Source organism: Acinetobacter sp. GQ146 (assembly GCF_059758585.1).
In genome coordinates this window covers 167,899-185,420 of sequence record NZ_JCAXDV010000007.1, presented here as the reverse complement: position 1 = coordinate 185,420, position 17,522 = coordinate 167,899, and the positions used below count along the sequence as shown (strand labels likewise).

General features: G+C 43.0%; 16 protein-coding genes. 7 read left to right on the top strand and 9 right to left on the bottom strand.

All coding sequences use genetic code 11. The features are described 5' to 3' along the window. Positions 1–33: 33 nt before the first annotated feature. The gene (locus AC6CHI_RS12560) at positions 34–987 is read left to right on the top strand and encodes a p-hydroxyphenylacetate 3-hydroxylase reductase component (protein WP_498121625.1); all 954 of its coding nucleotides are present in this window, start codon (positions 34–36) and stop codon (positions 985–987) included. 162 nt (positions 988–1,149) lie between these two features. Here AC6CHI_RS12560 and catA read toward each other — a convergent pair whose 3' ends face one another. From catA to AC6CHI_RS12535, 5 genes are all read right to left on the bottom strand, one after another. After that, positions 1,150–2,070, bottom strand: coding sequence for a catechol 1,2-dioxygenase (gene catA / locus AC6CHI_RS12555; RefSeq protein ID WP_498121624.1), 921 nt, complete (start codon positions 2,068–2,070; stop codon positions 1,150–1,152). A gap of 98 nt (positions 2,071–2,168) precedes the next feature. Further along, positions 2,169–3,200, bottom strand: coding sequence for an anthranilate 1,2-dioxygenase electron transfer component AntC (gene antC / locus AC6CHI_RS12550; RefSeq protein ID WP_498121623.1), 1,032 nt, complete (start codon positions 3,198–3,200; stop codon positions 2,169–2,171). 10 nt (positions 3,201–3,210) lie between these two features. Beyond that, positions 3,211–3,702 carry an anthranilate 1,2-dioxygenase small subunit gene (gene antB, locus AC6CHI_RS12545; protein ID WP_458892851.1) on the bottom strand — a complete coding sequence of 164 codons (492 nt, stop codon included), beginning with the start codon at positions 3,700–3,702 and terminating at the stop codon, positions 3,211–3,213. Positions 3,703–3,704: 2 nt separating this feature from the next. Next, positions 3,705–5,120: an anthranilate 1,2-dioxygenase large subunit gene (gene antA, locus AC6CHI_RS12540; RefSeq protein ID WP_458892850.1), complete on the bottom strand. Its 1,416-nt coding sequence runs from the start codon at positions 5,118–5,120 to the stop codon at positions 3,705–3,707. A 165-nt stretch (positions 5,121–5,285) separates the two neighbouring features. Then, positions 5,286–5,885, bottom strand: a complete 600-nt coding sequence (locus AC6CHI_RS12535) for a TetR/AcrR family transcriptional regulator (protein WP_498121621.1) — start codon at positions 5,883–5,885, stop codon at positions 5,286–5,288. Between the two features lie 133 nt (positions 5,886–6,018). On the opposite strand from AC6CHI_RS12535, the gene AC6CHI_RS12530 reads away from it, so the two are divergent. Next, positions 6,019–6,657 (top strand): NAD(P)H-dependent oxidoreductase, encoded by a 639-nt coding sequence (locus tag AC6CHI_RS12530; protein WP_498121620.1) that lies wholly within the window; start codon positions 6,019–6,021, stop codon positions 6,655–6,657. A gap of 79 nt (positions 6,658–6,736) precedes the next feature. On the opposite strand, the gene AC6CHI_RS12525 is transcribed toward AC6CHI_RS12530, so the two are convergent. Next, complete coding sequence (locus tag AC6CHI_RS12525; RefSeq protein ID WP_498121619.1) at positions 6,737–8,026, bottom strand: sigma-54 interaction domain-containing protein; 1,290 nt, start codon at positions 8,024–8,026, stop codon at positions 6,737–6,739. A 194-nt stretch (positions 8,027–8,220) separates the two neighbouring features. On the opposite strand from AC6CHI_RS12525, the gene AC6CHI_RS12520 reads away from it, so the two are divergent. The 3 genes from AC6CHI_RS12520 to AC6CHI_RS12510 all read left to right on the top strand — a co-directional run bounded on the left by AC6CHI_RS12520 (position 8,221) and on the right by AC6CHI_RS12510 (position 11,460). Next, positions 8,221–8,904 (top strand): MBL fold metallo-hydrolase, encoded by a 684-nt coding sequence (locus AC6CHI_RS12520; protein ID WP_498121618.1) that lies wholly within the window; start codon positions 8,221–8,223, stop codon positions 8,902–8,904. An 11-nt stretch (positions 8,905–8,915) separates the two neighbouring features. Then, positions 8,916–10,571 (top strand): bifunctional protein tyrosine phosphatase family protein/NAD(P)/FAD-dependent oxidoreductase, encoded by a 1,656-nt coding sequence (locus AC6CHI_RS12515; protein WP_498121616.1) that lies wholly within the window; start codon positions 8,916–8,918, stop codon positions 10,569–10,571. A gap of 109 nt (positions 10,572–10,680) precedes the next feature. Next, positions 10,681–11,460, top strand: coding sequence for a sulfite exporter TauE/SafE family protein (locus tag AC6CHI_RS12510; RefSeq protein WP_498121615.1), 780 nt, complete (start codon positions 10,681–10,683; stop codon positions 11,458–11,460). A 101-nt stretch (positions 11,461–11,561) separates the two neighbouring features. Here AC6CHI_RS12510 and AC6CHI_RS12505 read toward each other — a convergent pair whose 3' ends face one another. The 3 genes from AC6CHI_RS12505 to AC6CHI_RS12495 form a co-directional block, all read right to left on the bottom strand. Further along, complete coding sequence (locus AC6CHI_RS12505) at positions 11,562–12,245, bottom strand: class I SAM-dependent methyltransferase (RefSeq protein ID WP_498121614.1); 684 nt, start codon at positions 12,243–12,245, stop codon at positions 11,562–11,564. Then, positions 12,205–12,546: a carboxymuconolactone decarboxylase family protein gene (locus AC6CHI_RS12500; RefSeq protein WP_498121613.1), complete on the bottom strand. Its 342-nt coding sequence runs from the start codon at positions 12,544–12,546 to the stop codon at positions 12,205–12,207. The genes AC6CHI_RS12505 and AC6CHI_RS12500 overlap by 41 nt, the downstream gene beginning before the upstream one ends. A 239-nt stretch (positions 12,547–12,785) precedes the next feature. After that, positions 12,786–13,808 (bottom strand): AraC family transcriptional regulator, encoded by a 1,023-nt coding sequence (locus tag AC6CHI_RS12495; RefSeq protein WP_498121612.1) that lies wholly within the window; start codon positions 13,806–13,808, stop codon positions 12,786–12,788. A gap of 151 nt (positions 13,809–13,959) precedes the next feature. Between AC6CHI_RS12495 and AC6CHI_RS12490 the strand changes: the two genes are divergently transcribed. After that, the gene (locus tag AC6CHI_RS12490) at positions 13,960–15,405 is read left to right on the top strand and encodes a coniferyl aldehyde dehydrogenase (RefSeq protein ID WP_498121611.1); all 1,446 of its coding nucleotides are present in this window, start codon (positions 13,960–13,962) and stop codon (positions 15,403–15,405) included. Positions 15,406–15,519: 114 nt separating this feature from the next. Continuing rightward, a complete protein-coding gene (locus tag AC6CHI_RS12485) occupies positions 15,520–17,238 on the top strand; it encodes a GMC oxidoreductase (RefSeq protein WP_458892840.1) in 1,719 nt (572 codons plus the stop codon). The last annotated feature ends 284 nt before the right edge of the window (positions 17,239–17,522 follow it).

The following is a 17,522-nucleotide window of genomic DNA, read 5'->3' as shown; positions in this document are numbered from 1 at the left end:
TTGCCTTGTGATATGGAAATTGAGGAGAAAAAGATGAATGTAATACAAAAAGTACAACCGTTGAGCATAGATCCTTTGCAATTCCGACGTGCATTGGGCAATTTTGCCACAGGCGTAACCATTGTGACTGCTCAGAATGAACAAGGTGAAAAAGTAGGGGTGACGGCAAACAGTTTTAACTCCGTGTCACTGGATCCGCCGCTGATTTTATGGAGCATCGACAAAAAATCCTCCAGTTTTTCGGTGTTTGAGCAAGCGACGCATTTTGCGGTGAATGTTTTGTCTGGTTCACAAATTGAATTATCCAATAAGTTTGCCCGACGCAATATTGATAAGTTTGAGGGCACGCATTATCAGGAAGGTGAAGGTGCGAGTTTATTGCTTGAAAACTGTTCTGCGGTGTTTGAGTGTGAGCGACATCAGATTATTGAAGGGGGCGACCACTGGATTATTATTGGTAAAGTGGTGAAATTTCATGATCAGGGCCGTAGCCCATTGGTTTATCACCAAGGAGCTTATTCTTGTGTCATGCCACATCCCAGCTTAAAACTGAAACATAGCACAGAACAGCCTAGCGAGATTCCGCAGCAAGGGCATTTATATAACAATGTTTGCTATTTAATGAGTCGTGCATTCAAGGCTTATCAAACAGATTATATTCCCAAGCAGCTGGCATCGGGTTTTCGCACCAGCGAATCTCGACTCTTATTGGTATTGGCCAGTGGCACAGCATCGAGTAAAGAAGATTTACCACGTGATATTGCCATGCCCATGCTAGAAGTCGAGCGTGCCGCAGACATCCTGAAACGTGAAGGACTTTTGATGGATGATCAGCAGATGTATCAACTGACCGAAAAAGGCAAACAAACTGCACAATACCTGTTTGAAATTGCCGATAGTCATCAGAATGATGTCTTCGAAAAATATCCGCTGCAAGAAAAAGAGGCGTTTATCAGCATGCTGCGTGATTTTGCTGGAGTCGCTTAAGCTGAGTACAACTGATAAATCTTGGGATTTATCAGTTTTTTTATTTGCCGGCGTTGCTCATTTCAAGTTGAAGGATTAAATGTTTAGATCAAGTATATGTGCAACAGACATAGAACAAGCCAAGGCAAATGCTTGGCTCATTCATATTTAAACTTTTAGGTGTTATGCCACCGCACGACGACGCTCAACTTCAGTTGAAGGTGCAGAAGCCACGTCTTTCACTAATTCAATATTAAAGGTGATGTGTTTAAACGGTTTGTCTAAACCACGACGTTGAATTTCAGCAGGATCAGTCACATCGATTGCAGTTGCCACTAAGCCATCGCGGGTTGCAAAAGCGAAGTCATCCCAAAGGTACTGGTCACCTTCAATGTTGAATTGAGTGGTAAGCTTGCGGAAACCTGGTGCAGAAACAAAATAATGTACATGCGAAGGACGGTTACCATGGCGACCAAGCTTATTCAACACGGCTTGCGTGGTGCCTTCTGGTGGACAGCCATAACCCACAGGCATAGTGGTTAAAGCCGTATATTGGCCTTCCGCATCGGTTAAAATAGTACGACGCAAATTAAACTCAGATTGTGATTTATCAAAGAAAGAATAATTGCCCATGCTGTTGGCATGCCACATTTCTACTTTGGCATTCTCAATGATCTGACCATCCGCATCACGGACAATGCCTTCAATAATTAAGGTATCAATCTTGTCCGATTCACTGCCATCATCCATACGTGCAAAGCCGACAGATTCAGGTGCCCCCGCTACATATAACGGCCCTTCAATAGTCCGTGGCGTGCCACCGGTTACACCGGCTTTGGCATCGGCTTCATCAGCACGTAAATCTAAATAATGCTCTAAACCTAAACCAGCGGCCAATAAGCCCAATTCGTTGGCTTGACCGGCATCGGTAAAATATTCCAAACCTTTCCAAACTTCTGAAGGTTGAATATCTAAATCTTCAATGGCTTGAAACAGATCGGCAAGCAGGCGCACAATAATTTGTTGAATGCGTGCATCGACAGGTCCTTGTGCAGTGTCGACATTCATTTGTTTAACGAGAGCATCAATGTGTTGACGGTCCATACTCTATCTCCTGCAGTATGTGTATGTATGGGTAGCTGCTTGCTGTTGTTATTTCAGCTACCCGAGTCCCTCTGAATGATTAACCGAGTGTTGAGCAATTAGCTTCGAGCCGTATTACTTTGTAAAAACTTTTCGCTATACAGTCGATAATCCTGCAACTCCTGTTCATCTAACCAGCTTTTTACCGCTTCGATCATTGGCGGTGGGCCACACAAATACATGTCGAAAGCCTGTTCTGCCAATTGATCTTTGTTTAAATGTTCATGAATAAAACCTGCTTTACCTTGCCACTCAGCTGAAGCCTTGGTCACAATCGGGTGATAACTAAAATGAGGAAGTTGTTCAGCATAAGCATGTAAACGATTTTGCTCGCACAGGTCAGATTCGCTATTGACGCCATAGTAAAGCTGAATTGGAGGAGGGTTGGACTGTTCTAGCAGATTGTCGAGCATACCCAAGAATGCCGATAAGCCTGTGCCCCCAGCTACAAAGACCAATGGACGTTCGACTTCACGTAAATAAAAACTGCCCAGCGGTGCTTCCATAAGCAAGGTTTGACCTACTTGGCAGCGTTCGCGCAAGTAATTGCTCATGACCCCATTGGGTAAGAGCCGAATCAGAAACTGTAACTGGTTGCTGGCATTCGGGCGGTTGGCAAAAGAATAAGAACGCCAGTCATCCGTGTCTGGAATTTGCAAGCGTGCATATTGTCCCGGCAAATATTGCAGCTGGGTGCTATGGCTACTGGCATCCAGATGCAAAATGGCCGTGGTTTCCGAAACCAGTTCTACGGCGGTTACTTTGGTGGCAATTTTGAGACTGTCACCTGCATGGCAAATACTAGAGTCGTGGTCAAAATAAAAAGCGGCATCCGATTTGACTCGAGTCTGGCAGGCCAGCATTTTACGGGCTGCCAAATCGCGTTCACTCAATGCATCTTCATCAACATAGTCTTGTTCATAGCTGCCAGTTTCACATTGACCTTGGCAGGTGCCACAGACACCTTCACGGCAATCTAAGGGCAACTTAATGCCCTGACGGACTGCTGCATCAAGCAGCAATTCGTCTTGGTTTACAGAGATAAAAAAGGTTTTACCATCGGCAAAATTCAGTGCAACAGAATGTCCCATTGGATGCTCCTTACACGTGGTAGAAGTCGAGCACGGAATCAATCTTGTCATTCAGTAAAATACTGTGCTGACGACGAATCTTGAAACTGTGTTCGGTTGGGCGTAGTAGGTAAGTGGCATGACCATAGAATGAACCTTCCAAACCTTGGCGGTTATAGAGGGTATGCCAAGCAACTTTGGCTTCGATCAAGCCATCTTCACGTGTGTTGACTTGAACATTGTTAATACTGTGAAACGTGCGGGGTAAAGGCATTGCAGAGGCCGCTTTACCCGTACGAATACGGAAGACCCGATCTTCTAATCCAGTACGGTCAGCATAATAAATGTAAGACAGGCCCTGATTGGGATCTTGTACATAGTTATGCTCATCAATCCACTGCGGAATATGGTACTCGCTGTCTTCATCATAAAGATCAAGATAGGCATCCCAGTCATATTTGTCGCAAAGCTCTGATTTTTTGTATAAAAATTGAGATACTGCAAATTGAAGTTGTTGTGACATGGTTACACCTCATCCATCACGGTATTATTTTGAAAAGTAAGATCCAGCATTTTTAAAGATTGCTTTTTGAAGCCATCCAGCATGAGGCGTTGCCAGTGACCATGTTGATTGACATATAAACCTTCATGGGTAAATTCACGGCCTGTAATCACAGGCGCAATGCCTAAATCAATTGAGTTCTTGGTTGGCCCGTATTCCCAAGTATGGTAGCCACGAGAAATATCGCTCCAGCGTTCAAGACGGGCTTGGAAGCCTTTTTGCTGTTCACGGAATTCAACCAGATCATCAGGTGTACCCAGACCTGATACATTAAAGAAGTCTTCAAATTGACGGATACGGTTACGACGTGCCTCAGCAGATTCGCCCTTCACCCCAATACACTGACTAATGACTTCGGTTTTATTCCATGCTACAGGGCGCACAATCCGTAATTGAGAGCTGATCTGATCCATAAAAAACAGGCTTGGATAGAGGTTTAAATTTCTTAAACGATGCATCGCCCATTCAGCATATTTTTGCCCGTATTTTTCCACCATATACGGCATAACCGTGTCATAGCCAGGACGCACTGTCGGATTGGGCATGTCACTGAAGAGTACCGTGTGGCCATTTTTAAAACTGAACCAGCCATCATCGGTTTCCGCATCACCTGCACCCAATTTACTGTAGTCGAGTGTATCCAGTTCAGCCCCTTTAGCAGCATTAACCTGTTGGCGATGCTGTACGGTAGATACATAGTTATAATGCACGGTGCTGACATGGTAGCCATCTAGGCCATTTTCATTTTGCAATTTCCAATTGCCGGCAAAGGTGTAACTGGATTTACCTTGCAGGACTTCAAGTTCACCCGTCGGCGACTGATTGACCATTAAATCGAGGAAAATTTTACTATCACCTAAGAACTCTTCCAAAGTGTCCGTGGCTTGGGTGTCTAAACTCACAAATACAAAACCACGGTAACTGGCAATACGGCCTTGTTTGAGCCCGCGGGTGGATTTATCAAAATCTTCACAATATTCGCCCGGAGCTTTGACCTTGACTAAGCGTCCATCAGACTTATAGCACCAGGCGTGGAATGGGCAGGTAAACGTAGATTGATTGCCTTTGCTGACACGCGTCAGCGTTGCCCCGCGGTGTTCACAGGCATTGACCATGGCATGTAATTCACCTTGGCCATCGCGGCTGACAATTATCGGTTGACGACCAATTTGTACCGTTAAAAAATCATGGTTATTCGGAATTTCGCTTTCATGGCAGGCATAGATCCAGACTTTTTCGAAAATGAATTCCATTTCCAAATCGAACAGTTCAGGTTGGGTAAACATGTCACGAGCAACGCGAAAAACACCATCCTGAGGGCGGAAGTCAATACATCCATCCACCAAGTCATTCCATTGTTGTAAATTTGAAGTGGTCATCTGCTTAATCCTTCAGTCAATCAGCTTTTGATTGATTGAAACGCGATTAAGCACTGGGCTCTATCCACTTTTTCCAGATGTTTATCCAGTCTGTGCAGCTTTCCTCGCAAGGGGCGAGATAAGGAATGGTTTCGGTCTGCACAAGCCTAAAGAGGGTTATGCCAACTAATTTTGCGGAATCAGTTGCTGCATAATTAGATGGATATATTTAGTTAAGTCATCTTTAAAAATCATATATTGCAGGGCTAAACCATAACTGAGCGCAATAATTTCTAGCAGCTTGCTTTCACGATGTGCTGCATCATGAGTAGCAAAATCAGGAATCAGTGCTAATAAAACCTCCAAAATCTGTGCCTGATGTAGCTGCCAAACTTGCTTATATTCGGCCGCAAAAAGAGCATCCCGAGCGGCATATAATTGCAATTCAATTGAGATTTTGAGCCATTCATCATTTTTAAAAAAGTCGATTAACCACTGTTCCAGTGCAGGGACCAAGCTAGAAGGTTCTGCATGGTTGTGTTGAATCATGGCTTGTAATTGCGCATTTTCACGTTCAAATTGAATTTTCATCAACTGCAGGAGAAAATCCTCTTTGTGCATGAAATTAGAGTAAAAAGCACCTTGAGTGTAGCCAGCATATTTTGAAATATTGCGAATGGATACCGCACTATAGCCTTGTTCTGAAATCAGGCGAAAACCTGCTTGAATTAAATGGTGTCGTGTTTGTAACTGTCGTTCTTCACGTGAAATTTTACTGTGGTTCATCCGGGGTTCTAAATTTCAGATATCACTTGATATCTTAATTTTTATCCGTTACTTTGGCTATGTTTATTTCAGATCTCAACTGTTATTTGAAAAATTCAACAGAATAACAAGGCATAAAATGAACCACTCCAATATGAAAAAAATTGTACTGATCAATGCACATCCTTCAGCGACGAGTTTTAATCAGGCATTAGCTCAAGCTTATGTGGATGCAGTAGCCGACAATCTACATGTCGAGCTGATTGAAATTGGCAAATTGAATTTTGAACCGAATTTGAAATATGGCTATGAACAACGCATGCCGCTGGAACCGGATTTACAGGCCGCTTGGGAGAAAATTAAAGTTGCCGATCATCTGGTGTGGATTTTTCCCGTTTGGTGGGGTGGCTTACCTGCAGTCAGTAAAGGGTTTATCGATCGCGTATTTTTACCTCGCCAAGCATTTAGTTATGTCGGAAAAAGCAATCGTATTCGCGGGCATTTAAAACATAAAAGTGCCAGAATTATCACGACGCTAGATCAGGCGGGTTGGACTTATAAATGGTATTTTGGCGAACCTAGTACACGACAGCTCAAAGACACCACCTTAAAATTTTGTGGGGTCGGTAGGGTCAAGACCCATTATTTAGGTCCTGTTCGTGGTTCAAGCCTATCGCAACGACAAGTCTGGCTGGCGTATATGCAGGAATTGGCTCAGCGTGATAGCTGTAGGTTGCTCAACAAGTCCGAGCAAGGATTCACGGAGCGTCTACGACTGTATTTTTCAAATTAATCGAAGAGCTACAAGGTATTAGCTGAACCTGACCGTGCAAACTGTGTTTGCTCGCACCATGTTCAGTGAATCCTAGCGGTTAAAGACCAAATTTCTTGCGATATCGCCATAAACTGGTCCGACTGATGCCAAGCGCCTGTGCTGTCAGTGCCAAATCATGCTGATATTTGTTTAAGGTGTGCTGTAAGGTATAGGCATCGATTTTTAGCGGAACAGCCACGGTAAAACTTTGCTCAGCTTGACGTAGATTTTCCGATTCTGGTTCAGCATGTACAATCTCATCTGGTAAATCTGTGATGTCGATTACAGATCGGCCATGCGCCATGGCAAGTGCATAGAGCAGAGTGTTTTTCAGCTCTCGGACATTACCAGGCCAGTCATATTGCATCAGGGCTGTCATTGCGGCATCGGACAAAACTGGATTTTGCATTGCAGTTCGATGCTCATGCAGCAGATATTGTGCAATGGACGGGATATCTTCTTTCCGCTCACGCAGAGGTGGAACAAATATTGGAATCACGCGTAATCGATACAGTAAGTCTTGTCGGAAACGCCCATGTTTGGCCTCTTCCCGTAACGCACGATGCGTTGCTGCAATAATCCGCACATTGGATTTAATCGACTTTTCTCCGCCTAAAGGTGTGAAATCACCCATTTCCAGTACGCGCAGTAATTTGGCTTGCAGTTCTAGTGGAATTTCTGCAATTTCATCTAAAAACAGCGTGCCCCCTGCGGCACGTTCAAATACACCTTTATGTTCCCGAATGGCCCCTGTGAAAGCCCCTTTAACATGCCCGAACAATTCACTTTCTAATAAGCTAGCATTTAAGGCCGCGCAGTTAATCGCAATAAACGGGTGTTGGCTTCTTTGACTCTGCGCATGAATGGCGTGTGCGACCAATTCTTTGCCGCTTCCCGATTCACCGCGAACCAAAACAGGAAACTCAGTTATCGCAACCCGTTCAATAATCGAAAACATATGTTGCATGGCACTTGAATGACTATGAAAGGTGTCTTGTAGCGAGGTTTTTTGCTTTGGCACGATGCCATATTTGCGCTGGCCTGTCATCGGCTGAAAGAGATAAATCTCGCCTGCAAATTCTTGATCTTGAACACGGATTTTTTTATGTGTCAGTACATATTGGGATGCTAGCTCTGACAGTTCAAGGCTTGCTGCTTCTAGCGGATGTTGTTGTACTAAGGTTTTTAATGCATTCAGGGTGGTTTTGTATTTTGTTTGGCTATAGGTATAGATAATTTGAGCAGTTTGATTGTCTCGAATGATTAAGAAGCAATCATCTATAAGCAACTGTATTTGTTCTAAAAACAATTCAAACTGCGCTTGCTGGGCAAAGGTAAGCATAGCCATATTGTTTCACCTGATGATTCATATGGTTCTAATTGAAACATAATATGAAACAAGTGTGAAACATGATTTGTGATTTGTAATCATAAATCTATTTATAATATATTGTTTTTTATTAATATAATTAAATGAGATAAAAGTTGGCATTGAGTTTGCAAATTAAGAATAAAGAAATGCATTATTCAGGATATGCCGACATGATTTTTCATCAATTTTTTGAAGTAGAAAGCTCAACGTATACCTATCTCTTGGCTTCAGAGCACACTCGGGAAGCGGTGTTAATCGATCCTGTGGCATCTGAAATTGACGTTTATAGCCAGTTTTTACAATCCCATGATTTAAAACTGGTGTATAGCCTTGATACCCACGTACATGCTGACCATGTGACCGCAGCAAATGTATTACGTGAAAAGTTTGGCTGTAAAACTATTTTGCATCGTAATTCAGGGGTCAGTTGTGGCGATATTTTTATCTCGGATGGTAGTGCCATTCGCATTGGTGAAATTACCATAGAAGCACGCTATACCCCAGGGCATACCAATGCCTGTACCAGTTATGTGGCTGAAGGTATGGTCTTTACTGGGGACGCATTATTAATTGATGGCTGTGGTCGTACTGACTTTCAGGAAGGCAATGCTGAAACCTTGTATGACAGTATTCATCAACAGATCTTTACCCTGCCTGATGAAACCGTGGTGTATCCGGGGCATGACTATAAAGGTCGTTTAGCATCGACTGTTGAGCAAGAGCGTTTACATAATTCACGTTTAGGCGCAGGGCGCACCAAGGCAGAGTTTGTAGAGATTATGCAAAACTTGAACTTACCTTATCCAAAAAAAATCGATATTGCTTTACCTGCCAATAAAGCATGTGGTCAGTAAAGGAGAGCAACATGCAATTAAAACAAGTGAATGCCGAATTCTGGGTTGCTGACCAAATTACGGTACCAGATATTGAACAGATTGCCAGCCGCGGCATCAAGACCATATTTTGTAACCGTCCCGATGGTGAAGGGGCTGATCAGCCGAATGTGATTGAAATTGAACAGGCTTTACAGCCTTATGGCATTCAAATCCAGTATTTGCCAGTCGTGAGCGGCAAAGTAACTGATGCACAAGCCGAAGAGTTTAAGCAACTGTACACACAGGCGCAAAAACCGTTGTTGGCTTATTGCCGCTCAGGTACACGCTCCATGACTTTGTGGGCCTTGTCACAAGTGGCCAATCAAACACTTGAGCAAATGCTGCTGACGGCTAAAACATTGGGCTATGACTTACAAGGTGTGGTGCCACGAATTTTGCAACAACACAGTCATGGTCAAGAAAATATTCCTAAATTCACGGTGGTGATTGTGGGAGGTGGTGCAGCTGGCATTTCTGTGGCATCAAGTCTGCTGTCTCGTCAGCCAAATTTGGATATTGCCATTATTGATCCTGCTGAAATTCATTATTATCAGCCGGGTTGGACTATGGTTGGCGGTGGAATCTTCAAGCCTGAAAAAACGGTACGCACAATGGCGAGTTTAATTCCAAAGCAGGTGCAATGGATTAAAGCGGCTGTTGCGGCTTTCGACCCTGACAATAAACAAGTGCTGCTCGAGGGCTGTAAGCCGCTTAACTACGAAGCCTTGGTGGTTTGTCCGGGGATTAAACTGAATTGGCATGGTATTGAAGGGCTGGTCGAAACCTTAGGAAAAAATGGTGTCACCTCCAATTACCGTTATGACTTGGCACCGTATACCTGGCAGTTGGTGCGTGAGTTAAAACAGGGTAAAGCCGTATTTACCCAGCCACCGATGCCGATTAAATGTGCCGGAGCACCACAAAAAGCCATGTATTTGTCTGCGGATCATTGGCAAAAACAAGGGGTGCTCAACAATATCCAGATTGATTTTTACAACACCGGTGCCGTGTTGTTTGGCGTAGCGGCCTACGTACCTGCGTTAATGGAATACGTTAATCGCTATGCCGCAAATTTACATTTCAATCACCAGTTAGTGAAGGTAGATGGGCAACGTAAACGGGCATGGTTCAAACACACGAAAGGGGAAAACAGCAGTATTGTCGAAACAGATTTTGACATGATGCATGTGGTTCCACCACAACAGGCGCCGGATTTTATTCGAGCCAGTAATTTGGTCGATCAAGCAGGTTGGGTCAGTGTCGATCAAAACACCTTACAGCATACGCAATACCCGCATATTTTTGCTTTAGGGGATGTGATGAATGCACCGAATGCCAAGACGGCAGCAGCGGCACGTAAACAAGCACCGATTGTGGCGGTCAATGTACTCGAATATTTGCAAGGTGGCAGCAACTTTGCGCAATACGATGGTTATGGTTCCTGCCCATTAACCGTAGAGCGTGGAAAGATTGTACTGGCCGAGTTTGGTTATGGCGGCAAGTTGCTGCCAAGTTTCCCGAAATGGCTGTTAGATGGCGAAAAACCAACCCGACTGGCCTGGCTACTTAAAGAGCAAATTTTACCTCCAATGTACTGGGATGGCATGCTCAAAGGGCATGAGTGGTTAGTCAAACCCAAACGCTAGTTTTTACTTAATTCCTTTCAAGACAATAACCTACCTGTATACGTACAGGTGGGAGAGGGATTATTTATCTTCAAAAATAATCCGCCATTCTGTTTAAGAGGTACTCACCATGTGGTTGTTAGTGTTAGAAGGCTTGGCAATAGGCTGTTTGCTCGGATTAACAGGGGCAGGCGGTGGCATTCTTGCGGTGCCGGCATTAATGGCGAGTCAAGGCTGGAGCGTAGCACAGGCTGCACCAGTTGGTTTATTGGCTGTCACCTTGTCGGCATTTGTGGGAAGCATTCAGGGTTTAATCAAAAAAATTGTCCGTTATCGTGCAGCCATTTGGATTGCCGTGATTAGTATTCCTTCGGCACGCTATGGGGTACAGTTGTCTAATGTGATTTCACCGGTTTGGCTGAGTATTGCTTTTAGTCTGGTCATGCTGGTGGTGGCCTATCGGGTCTTTTTTAATAAAGTTAATGACTTGGACAATCCACCTTGTAAAGTCAATAAATCTACAGGGCGTTTAATCTGGAATGTGAAAACAGCATCAGTGTTAGGCTTGATTGGTGTGGTGGCAGGGTTATTAACCGGTTTGCTGGGAGTGGGTGGAGGTTTTGTGATTGTACCTGCTTTACGTAAAGCAACTGACCTAGACATGAACAGTATTGTGGCAACCTCGCTGATGATCATTTTTTTAATTGGCGGAGTAAGCATCTCTATTCATGTTTTAGATGGGTTTCAATATCCCATCAGTATTTCAGCCACCTTTGTGCTTGCTTGTATAGCGGGGATGCTGATTGGGCGTAAAGCAACCCATTTAATTCCATCAAATGTCATTCAAAAGATTTTTGCCGTGACAGTGATTGTGGTTGCTTTGTCTATGCTGCTAAAAGCACTGGCTTAAGCGAGTTACCCTATCTTTGCACGGAATAGTTTTTCATCCGCTTCAACCCATTTAAAGCAGTAACATAGTCCTCTAAAAAGTTGCTAGGTTACTGCTGTGTTTTATTCTGCCGACTTATTTATTTGTATTGCAAATTGAATCACATGCGAAAGCCCATGATGCAATTGACCTTCAAAACGCTCAACTTCACCGACAAAGAAGTGCATCAAATGATCGTTTTTAAAATATTGAAGAAATTGGATAGGATCATAAAGCATGTCTATGCTTGGCGGTCCTCCATTGTGATAGGTCAGTTGTGCAGTCGAGTAAACCTCACCGATGAAATAACCGTCATGTTTTAAGCTTTCACGCACACCCTTGAGTACATGCTGACGGGTATTGGGGTCAAAATGCCCAAATACACAGATAATATTGTCATAAGTATTCGGCTGCCACGTGGCTTGGCTTAAGTCGATGTGGCGCGTTAGCAGGTGAATGCCTTTTTCAATGGCATAACGCTGTGCTTTATCTAAGGCCACTTGTGAATAATCCCAGAGTTCAGCATTGAAAGAGCGATGCTGTAACTGTGCTTGCTTGGCCAGAAACAGCAGATTTCGACCTTCACCTTCTGCCAGACCCAATGTTTTACCTGAAACTGCTATTTTCTTGGCAATCTGTTGGATAAACGCATTTGCATCCTGACCATATAGATGGTCTTGTTGTGCGTAGCGTTCATCCCATGGATTATTAAATGGTTGCATAGAGCTATTCGGTTTGGGTAAATTCTTTAAAAGCTGAAACCGCATTAGCAGCATACATTAACGATGGTCCACCGCCCATATAGACGGCGATGCCCAATACTTCATTCAACTCATCAAAACTCATGCCCATTTTGACCAAGGTACGGACATGAAAACCAATACAGCCATCACAACGGTTGGCAACGCCAATGGCTAGGGCAATCAGCTCTTTGGTTTTGGCATCCAAAATACCGTCTTTCATGGCAACTTGAGACAGGGCATTAAAGCTTTTAATCAGATCGGGTGATTGTTCCCGCATAGTTTTAATATTGGCAGAAATTTCTTGGGTAATTTCAGTATAACGCATGGTGATTCACCTACTTTTTTTATGACTTTATAGCTTTAAATTAGCACATTTTTTACTCTATATATTATAAGTTTGTATATTAATTTTGGGGTTGGAGTTGGTGTTTTAATTTATTGTTTTATATAATTTTACTATTTGTTTTGTGCCGATTCAGGCATGTTGCTTTATCAAGCAACATTTAAAATGAAACCAATCGTAGTGCTTTGCCACACAGTAAATCGGGGATGAGCAAGCAGCCATTAATGCGCCAACGCCTGTTTATGTTTTTCACGCCATTCTGAAGGACTCATGCCAAACCAATGCTTAAAATTACGACTAAAAATTGACAGTTCGGCATAGCCTAACTGTAAGGCCAGATCGGTCAGACTGAGATTGCTCGTATCAATCATACGCAGGGCTTCTTTTTTGCGGACATTTTCAAGTAAATCCCGATAGGTTGTACCTTGGGTTTTGAGCAGTCGTTGCAGTTTTTTGCGATGCATCCCCATGCATAAGGCAATATTTTCAATGCTACAGTCACCTGTGGCTAACAGCATGCGAACTGAACTTTCAATCAGTGACGTATTGTCAAATGTTTTGGTGCTGGTCTGTGTTTCAAGTTGCTGCACAATTAATTGATTGACGAAAGCTTCATTAAATAAATAGGGCCTATGCGTTAAGAAGCTGGCAGGGAAATACAGTGAGTCTTCATTGGCATCAAATTCAATCTCGCAAGCAAAAAGCTGATTAAAAATTTCTGCATTATTTTTAGGGGCATGCTGTTTAAGCTGGATTTTCTCCGCATGCCAAACCGGACCAATTAAATCCTTCAGAATATTGGCCACCAGTGAAATTGCCAATTGAGATTTTTGTGGCACATTCATATTGTATTCACTTAAGCGCACGAATGTGAGTTTACACAGTTGAGCATTTACGGCAGTCACTTGAAAAGCAACGCCATCGGCATGCAGATAGATATATTTTTGTGCCACCGTTAAGGCTTCTAAGATGGTTGTCTGTCGGGACATATAGACACCAATCAGGCCAATGGTGCTAATATTTTGTAATGCGCCAAGTTTTACCCCAAAACAATCATCTTGGCAGCGTAAAGCAGCAATTTCTAATAAAGTTAAATAATGCTCATAATGAATAAAAGCATCTGGATCACGGAGTAATGAGGGCAATATGCCGACATCTTTTAAGATTTCAATTGGATTAAGCCCGTAACTACGGACCAGTTCTTCAAATCCACCGAGATTGGCTGCACGAATATAGCTTGCCATGCTGATGCTCCAATTGTCCTAAAAGATCAATCTAGTGTCCTAAAAAATCAAGCTAATTTCAAGTAATTTGATAAAGTAGAATGAGAGATAAGCTCCAGCAAGGCATCAAAGAACGATTGAATCATCGTTTAGGCCGTTATAAGGAAAGTCTATGCAACTTACAGTTCAGTCTCATATCGAGCAAACAGTTATTGAACAGACATTACACGACTGCTTTCAATTACAACAAACCAGCTTTAGACAGCAGGGTATAGAAACAAACGCAGAACGAAAGCAACATTTATTGAATTTAAAAGCACTCATCAATCAGCACCGTGAAGACATCATTGAAGCCTTAAATCAGGATTATGGTAATCGTTCACGGCATGAAACCCTATTGGCAGAAATTATTATTGCTACAGATGACATTAACAGTAGCATTAAGCATTTAAAACAATGGACCAAAGTGCAGAAACGTAAAGTTGATCATAGTATGTATTTTGGTGCAAAAAACCTTGTGATTCCGCAACCTTTAGGCGTAGTCGGCATTATTGTGCCGTGGAATTTTCCGGTTAATCTGATGTTTTCTCAGCTTTCCGCCGTATTTGCTGCGGGTAATAGGGCTATGGTGAAGCTTTCTGAAAATTCACGTCATTTGGCAAAACTGTTGATTGAAATTATCCCGAAATATTTCAAACCTGAAAAATTACAGATTTTTGATGAAACTGGTGAGGTCGGAATTGCCTTCTCAAAAATTCCATTTGATCATTTAATGTTTACAGGTTCTGGTGCGACGGGGCGTAAAGTGATGGCTGCCGCTGCGCAGAATTTGACGCCAGTCACTTTGGAGTTGGGCGGGAAATCACCTGCGGTAATCGATCCTGACTACCCTATAGAAAAAGCTGTGGAACGGATTATGTTTGTGAAACAGTTTAATGCGGGTCAAATCTGTACCAATGTCGACTATTTATTTGTACATGAGTCGAAGTTGCAAGCCTTTATTCAAGCAGCGACAGCTTGGGTTCAAGCACATGTGCCTGATATTCATAGTAAAGACTATACGTCGGTCATTGATGATCGTGCCTATCATCGCTTGATTCAAAGTTTGGCAGATGCTGAAGCAAAAGGGGCCGAGCTGATTAACCTGAATCAGCAAGAGCCTGATGCTGCTTCACGAAAAATTCCGCTGACGTTGGTTTTAGATAGTCATGATCAGATGGAAATTGATACGCGGGAAACCTTTGGTCCGATTTTGATGGTGAAAACCTATCAAACGCCTGAACAAGTGGTGGACTATATTGTGCAGCGTGATCGACCATTGGCATTTTATCCATTTAGCCATAACAAAACTTTGGTTGAGTACTATATCAATCGTGTTATGTCGGGTGGGGTATCTGTGAATGATGCTTTATTCCATGTCGGGCAGCACGATTTGCCTTTTGGTGGCGTGGGGGCGAGTGGTATGGGGCATTATCATGGTTATGAAGGTTTTTTAACCTTCTCTAAAATGCGCCCAGTATTTTATCAGGCCGGTTTTTCCAGCTTGAAATTCTTGGCACCGCCATATGGCAAGTTCGCGACATGGGTATTGAATTTTTTAATCCGGTTAAAATCTTAATCGTCAGATTGTTAAACTTGAAGAGAACTGTAGCGCCTCAAACAGGTTGCTTTGAGGCTTAAGCAATAGTCTTGCTACACAGGGACAAATAACAACTATTAAAGGAGTAATAGTATGGACAATAAACATTTTGATTATGATCAAATTGTGATTGGTTCAGGTTTTGGTGGATCGGTGAGTGCCTTACGTTTAAGCGAAAAAGGCTATAAGGTTTTAATTCTTGAAAAAGGCTTGCGCCGTGAAGATCAGGATTTTCCGACCACGAATTTAGATACCAAAAATTATTTGTGGTTACCTGAATTGGGATTCAAAGGCACCATGCAATTTACCTTCACCAGTAAAACCACCATTCTGCATGGCGTAGGCGTAGGGGGTGGTTCGCAAATTTATGCCAATGTACATTTAATCCCAGCTGATGCCGTGTTTGAGTCCGAGGCTTGGACTAAAATTCGTAAGGACTGGAAAGAAACCCTCAAGCCATTTTATGGTTTGGCACAGCGTATGTTGGGTACGGCTACCAATACCTATACCAATGTGGCAGACGAGACCTTAAAAGCAGTGGCGGGTGAAATGGGCTACGCCAATTCCTTTAAAACGGTAACGACAGGGGTATTTTTCCCACAAGCCGATGGACAACAAGGGAAAGCTTTTTCAGACCCTTATTTCAATGGTGATGGGCCAGAGCGTAAAACGTGTATGTATTGTGGTGCTTGCATGTTGGGTTGCCGCAAAAACGCCAAAAATACCCTCATGAAAAACTATCTGTATTTCGCAGAACGCAATGGGGTGGAAATTCGCCCAAGTTCAGAAGTTATTAAAATTACTCCGCTCAGTGCAGATGGCAGTGAGGGCTATGAGATTCTTGTGAAAGAAACCCTTGGCAAAAATGTTCGCCAGTACAGCTTACGTAGTCGTGGCATCGTATTATCGGCAGGCGTAATGGGCACAGTTCCTATGCTGTTGAAAATGCGGGATCAATACAAGACCTTGCCTAAAATCTCATCATTACTCGGACAGGAGATTCGGACAAACTCCGAAACGCTCACGACAGCCAATAACACGCGCGAAAGACTGGACGATGGCGTCGCAATCAGTTCGTTTATTTCGGTCGATGCGGATACCAATATTGAAGTGACTCGCTTTCCCGAAGGTGCAGATGCTTCATGGATTTATATTCCCTATGTGCCAATGGTGACAGGACAGGGTGTGATCCGCTTTATGAAGTTCTTGTTGAATACGCTCATGCATCCATGGAAAACCTATAAAGTGTTGCGTTATAAGGGCAAAGCCAAAAACTCAATCATTTTGTTGGTGATGCAAAAGTCAGAGGCATTCATTCATTTGGAATGGCGGCGTAAGTGGTATCGACTGTTTAAAAACAGTATTACTGCGGTACAAAAACCCGAGGATACACCACTGACAGTCTCCTTTCCTGCTGCAGAAAAAGCCACGAAAATGATCGCAGAAAAATTGGGTGGAGAACCTGGTTCGGCATTGACGGAGATTTTACTCGGCACACCGACCACAGCGCATATTATGAGTGGTGTACCCATGGGCAGTGACAGCACGAATGGCGTAGTGGATTTTACCGGTGAAGTTTTTGGTTATAAGAATTTACGGGTTATCGACGGTTCTATTGTGCCTGGTAACTTAGGGGTGAATCCTTCATTGACCATTACGGCACTTTCTGAATTCGCCATGAGTCAAATTCCCGTTTTTTCTGAAGAACGTGCGGCTAAAATTAAACGAATTCAGTTTAGTCAGCCATTGGCAGGGCAAGTCTCTGCACTGGATGGTACTGGCGATTTAGCATCGGCTTTAAGTCGCGTTTAAGCTGAAACAGAGATGATCCATTATTGCTGGGGCAGTAATGGATTGCTCGTGTTAGGGTTCTTTATAAGATCAATCACAAATTGCAGTAGACAAATATGCCCTAGTTCAGTTCAATGGCTAAAACAGGCTACAGCACCATGACTTCATATTTAAAACCTTATATATTTTTATAATTAATCACTATTTTAACTGTTTTTTGTTGCAGCCATCATTTCGAGTCTGCTCATGCAAACGTATTTTTAAAACGATATATTAGATGTATTTAAAGTACGAAAGATAATAGT

What these genes read in the sequence shown, in the direction of transcription:
- AC6CHI_RS12560 (WP_498121625.1), top strand. Translation starts at nt 34, where the DNA reads ATGAATGTAATACAAAAAGTACAACCGTTGAGCATAGATCCTTTGCAA.
- catA (WP_498121624.1), bottom strand. Translation starts at nt 2,070, where the DNA reads ATGGACCGTCAACACATTGATGCTCTCGTTAAACAAATGAATGTCGAC.
- antC (WP_498121623.1), bottom strand. Translation starts at nt 3,200, where the DNA reads ATGGGACATTCTGTTGCACTGAATTTTGCCGATGGTAAAACCTTTTTT.
- antB (WP_458892851.1), bottom strand. Translation starts at nt 3,702, where the DNA reads ATGTCACAACAACTTCAATTTGCAGTATCTCAATTTTTATACAAAAAA.
- antA (WP_458892850.1), bottom strand. Translation starts at nt 5,120, where the DNA reads ATGACCACTTCAAATTTACAACAATGGAATGACTTGGTGGATGGATGT.
- AC6CHI_RS12535 (WP_498121621.1), bottom strand. Translation starts at nt 5,885, where the DNA reads ATGAACCACAGTAAAATTTCACGTGAAGAACGACAGTTACAAACACGA.
- AC6CHI_RS12530 (WP_498121620.1), top strand. Translation starts at nt 6,019, where the DNA reads ATGAAAAAAATTGTACTGATCAATGCACATCCTTCAGCGACGAGTTTT.
- AC6CHI_RS12525 (WP_498121619.1), bottom strand. Translation starts at nt 8,026, where the DNA reads ATGGCTATGCTTACCTTTGCCCAGCAAGCGCAGTTTGAATTGTTTTTA.
- AC6CHI_RS12520 (WP_498121618.1), top strand. Translation starts at nt 8,221, where the DNA reads ATGATTTTTCATCAATTTTTTGAAGTAGAAAGCTCAACGTATACCTAT.
- AC6CHI_RS12515 (WP_498121616.1), top strand. Translation starts at nt 8,916, where the DNA reads ATGCAATTAAAACAAGTGAATGCCGAATTCTGGGTTGCTGACCAAATT.
- AC6CHI_RS12510 (WP_498121615.1), top strand. Translation starts at nt 10,681, where the DNA reads ATGTGGTTGTTAGTGTTAGAAGGCTTGGCAATAGGCTGTTTGCTCGGA.
- AC6CHI_RS12505 (WP_498121614.1), bottom strand. Translation starts at nt 12,245, where the DNA reads ATGCGGTTTCAGCTTTTAAAGAATTTACCCAAACCGAATAGCTCTATG.
- AC6CHI_RS12500 (WP_498121613.1), bottom strand. Translation starts at nt 12,546, where the DNA reads ATGCGTTATACTGAAATTACCCAAGAAATTTCTGCCAATATTAAAACT.
- AC6CHI_RS12495 (WP_498121612.1), bottom strand. Translation starts at nt 13,808, where the DNA reads ATGGCAAGCTATATTCGTGCAGCCAATCTCGGTGGATTTGAAGAACTG.
- AC6CHI_RS12490 (WP_498121611.1), top strand. Translation starts at nt 13,960, where the DNA reads ATGCAACTTACAGTTCAGTCTCATATCGAGCAAACAGTTATTGAACAG.
- AC6CHI_RS12485 (WP_458892840.1), top strand. Translation starts at nt 15,520, where the DNA reads ATGGACAATAAACATTTTGATTATGATCAAATTGTGATTGGTTCAGGT.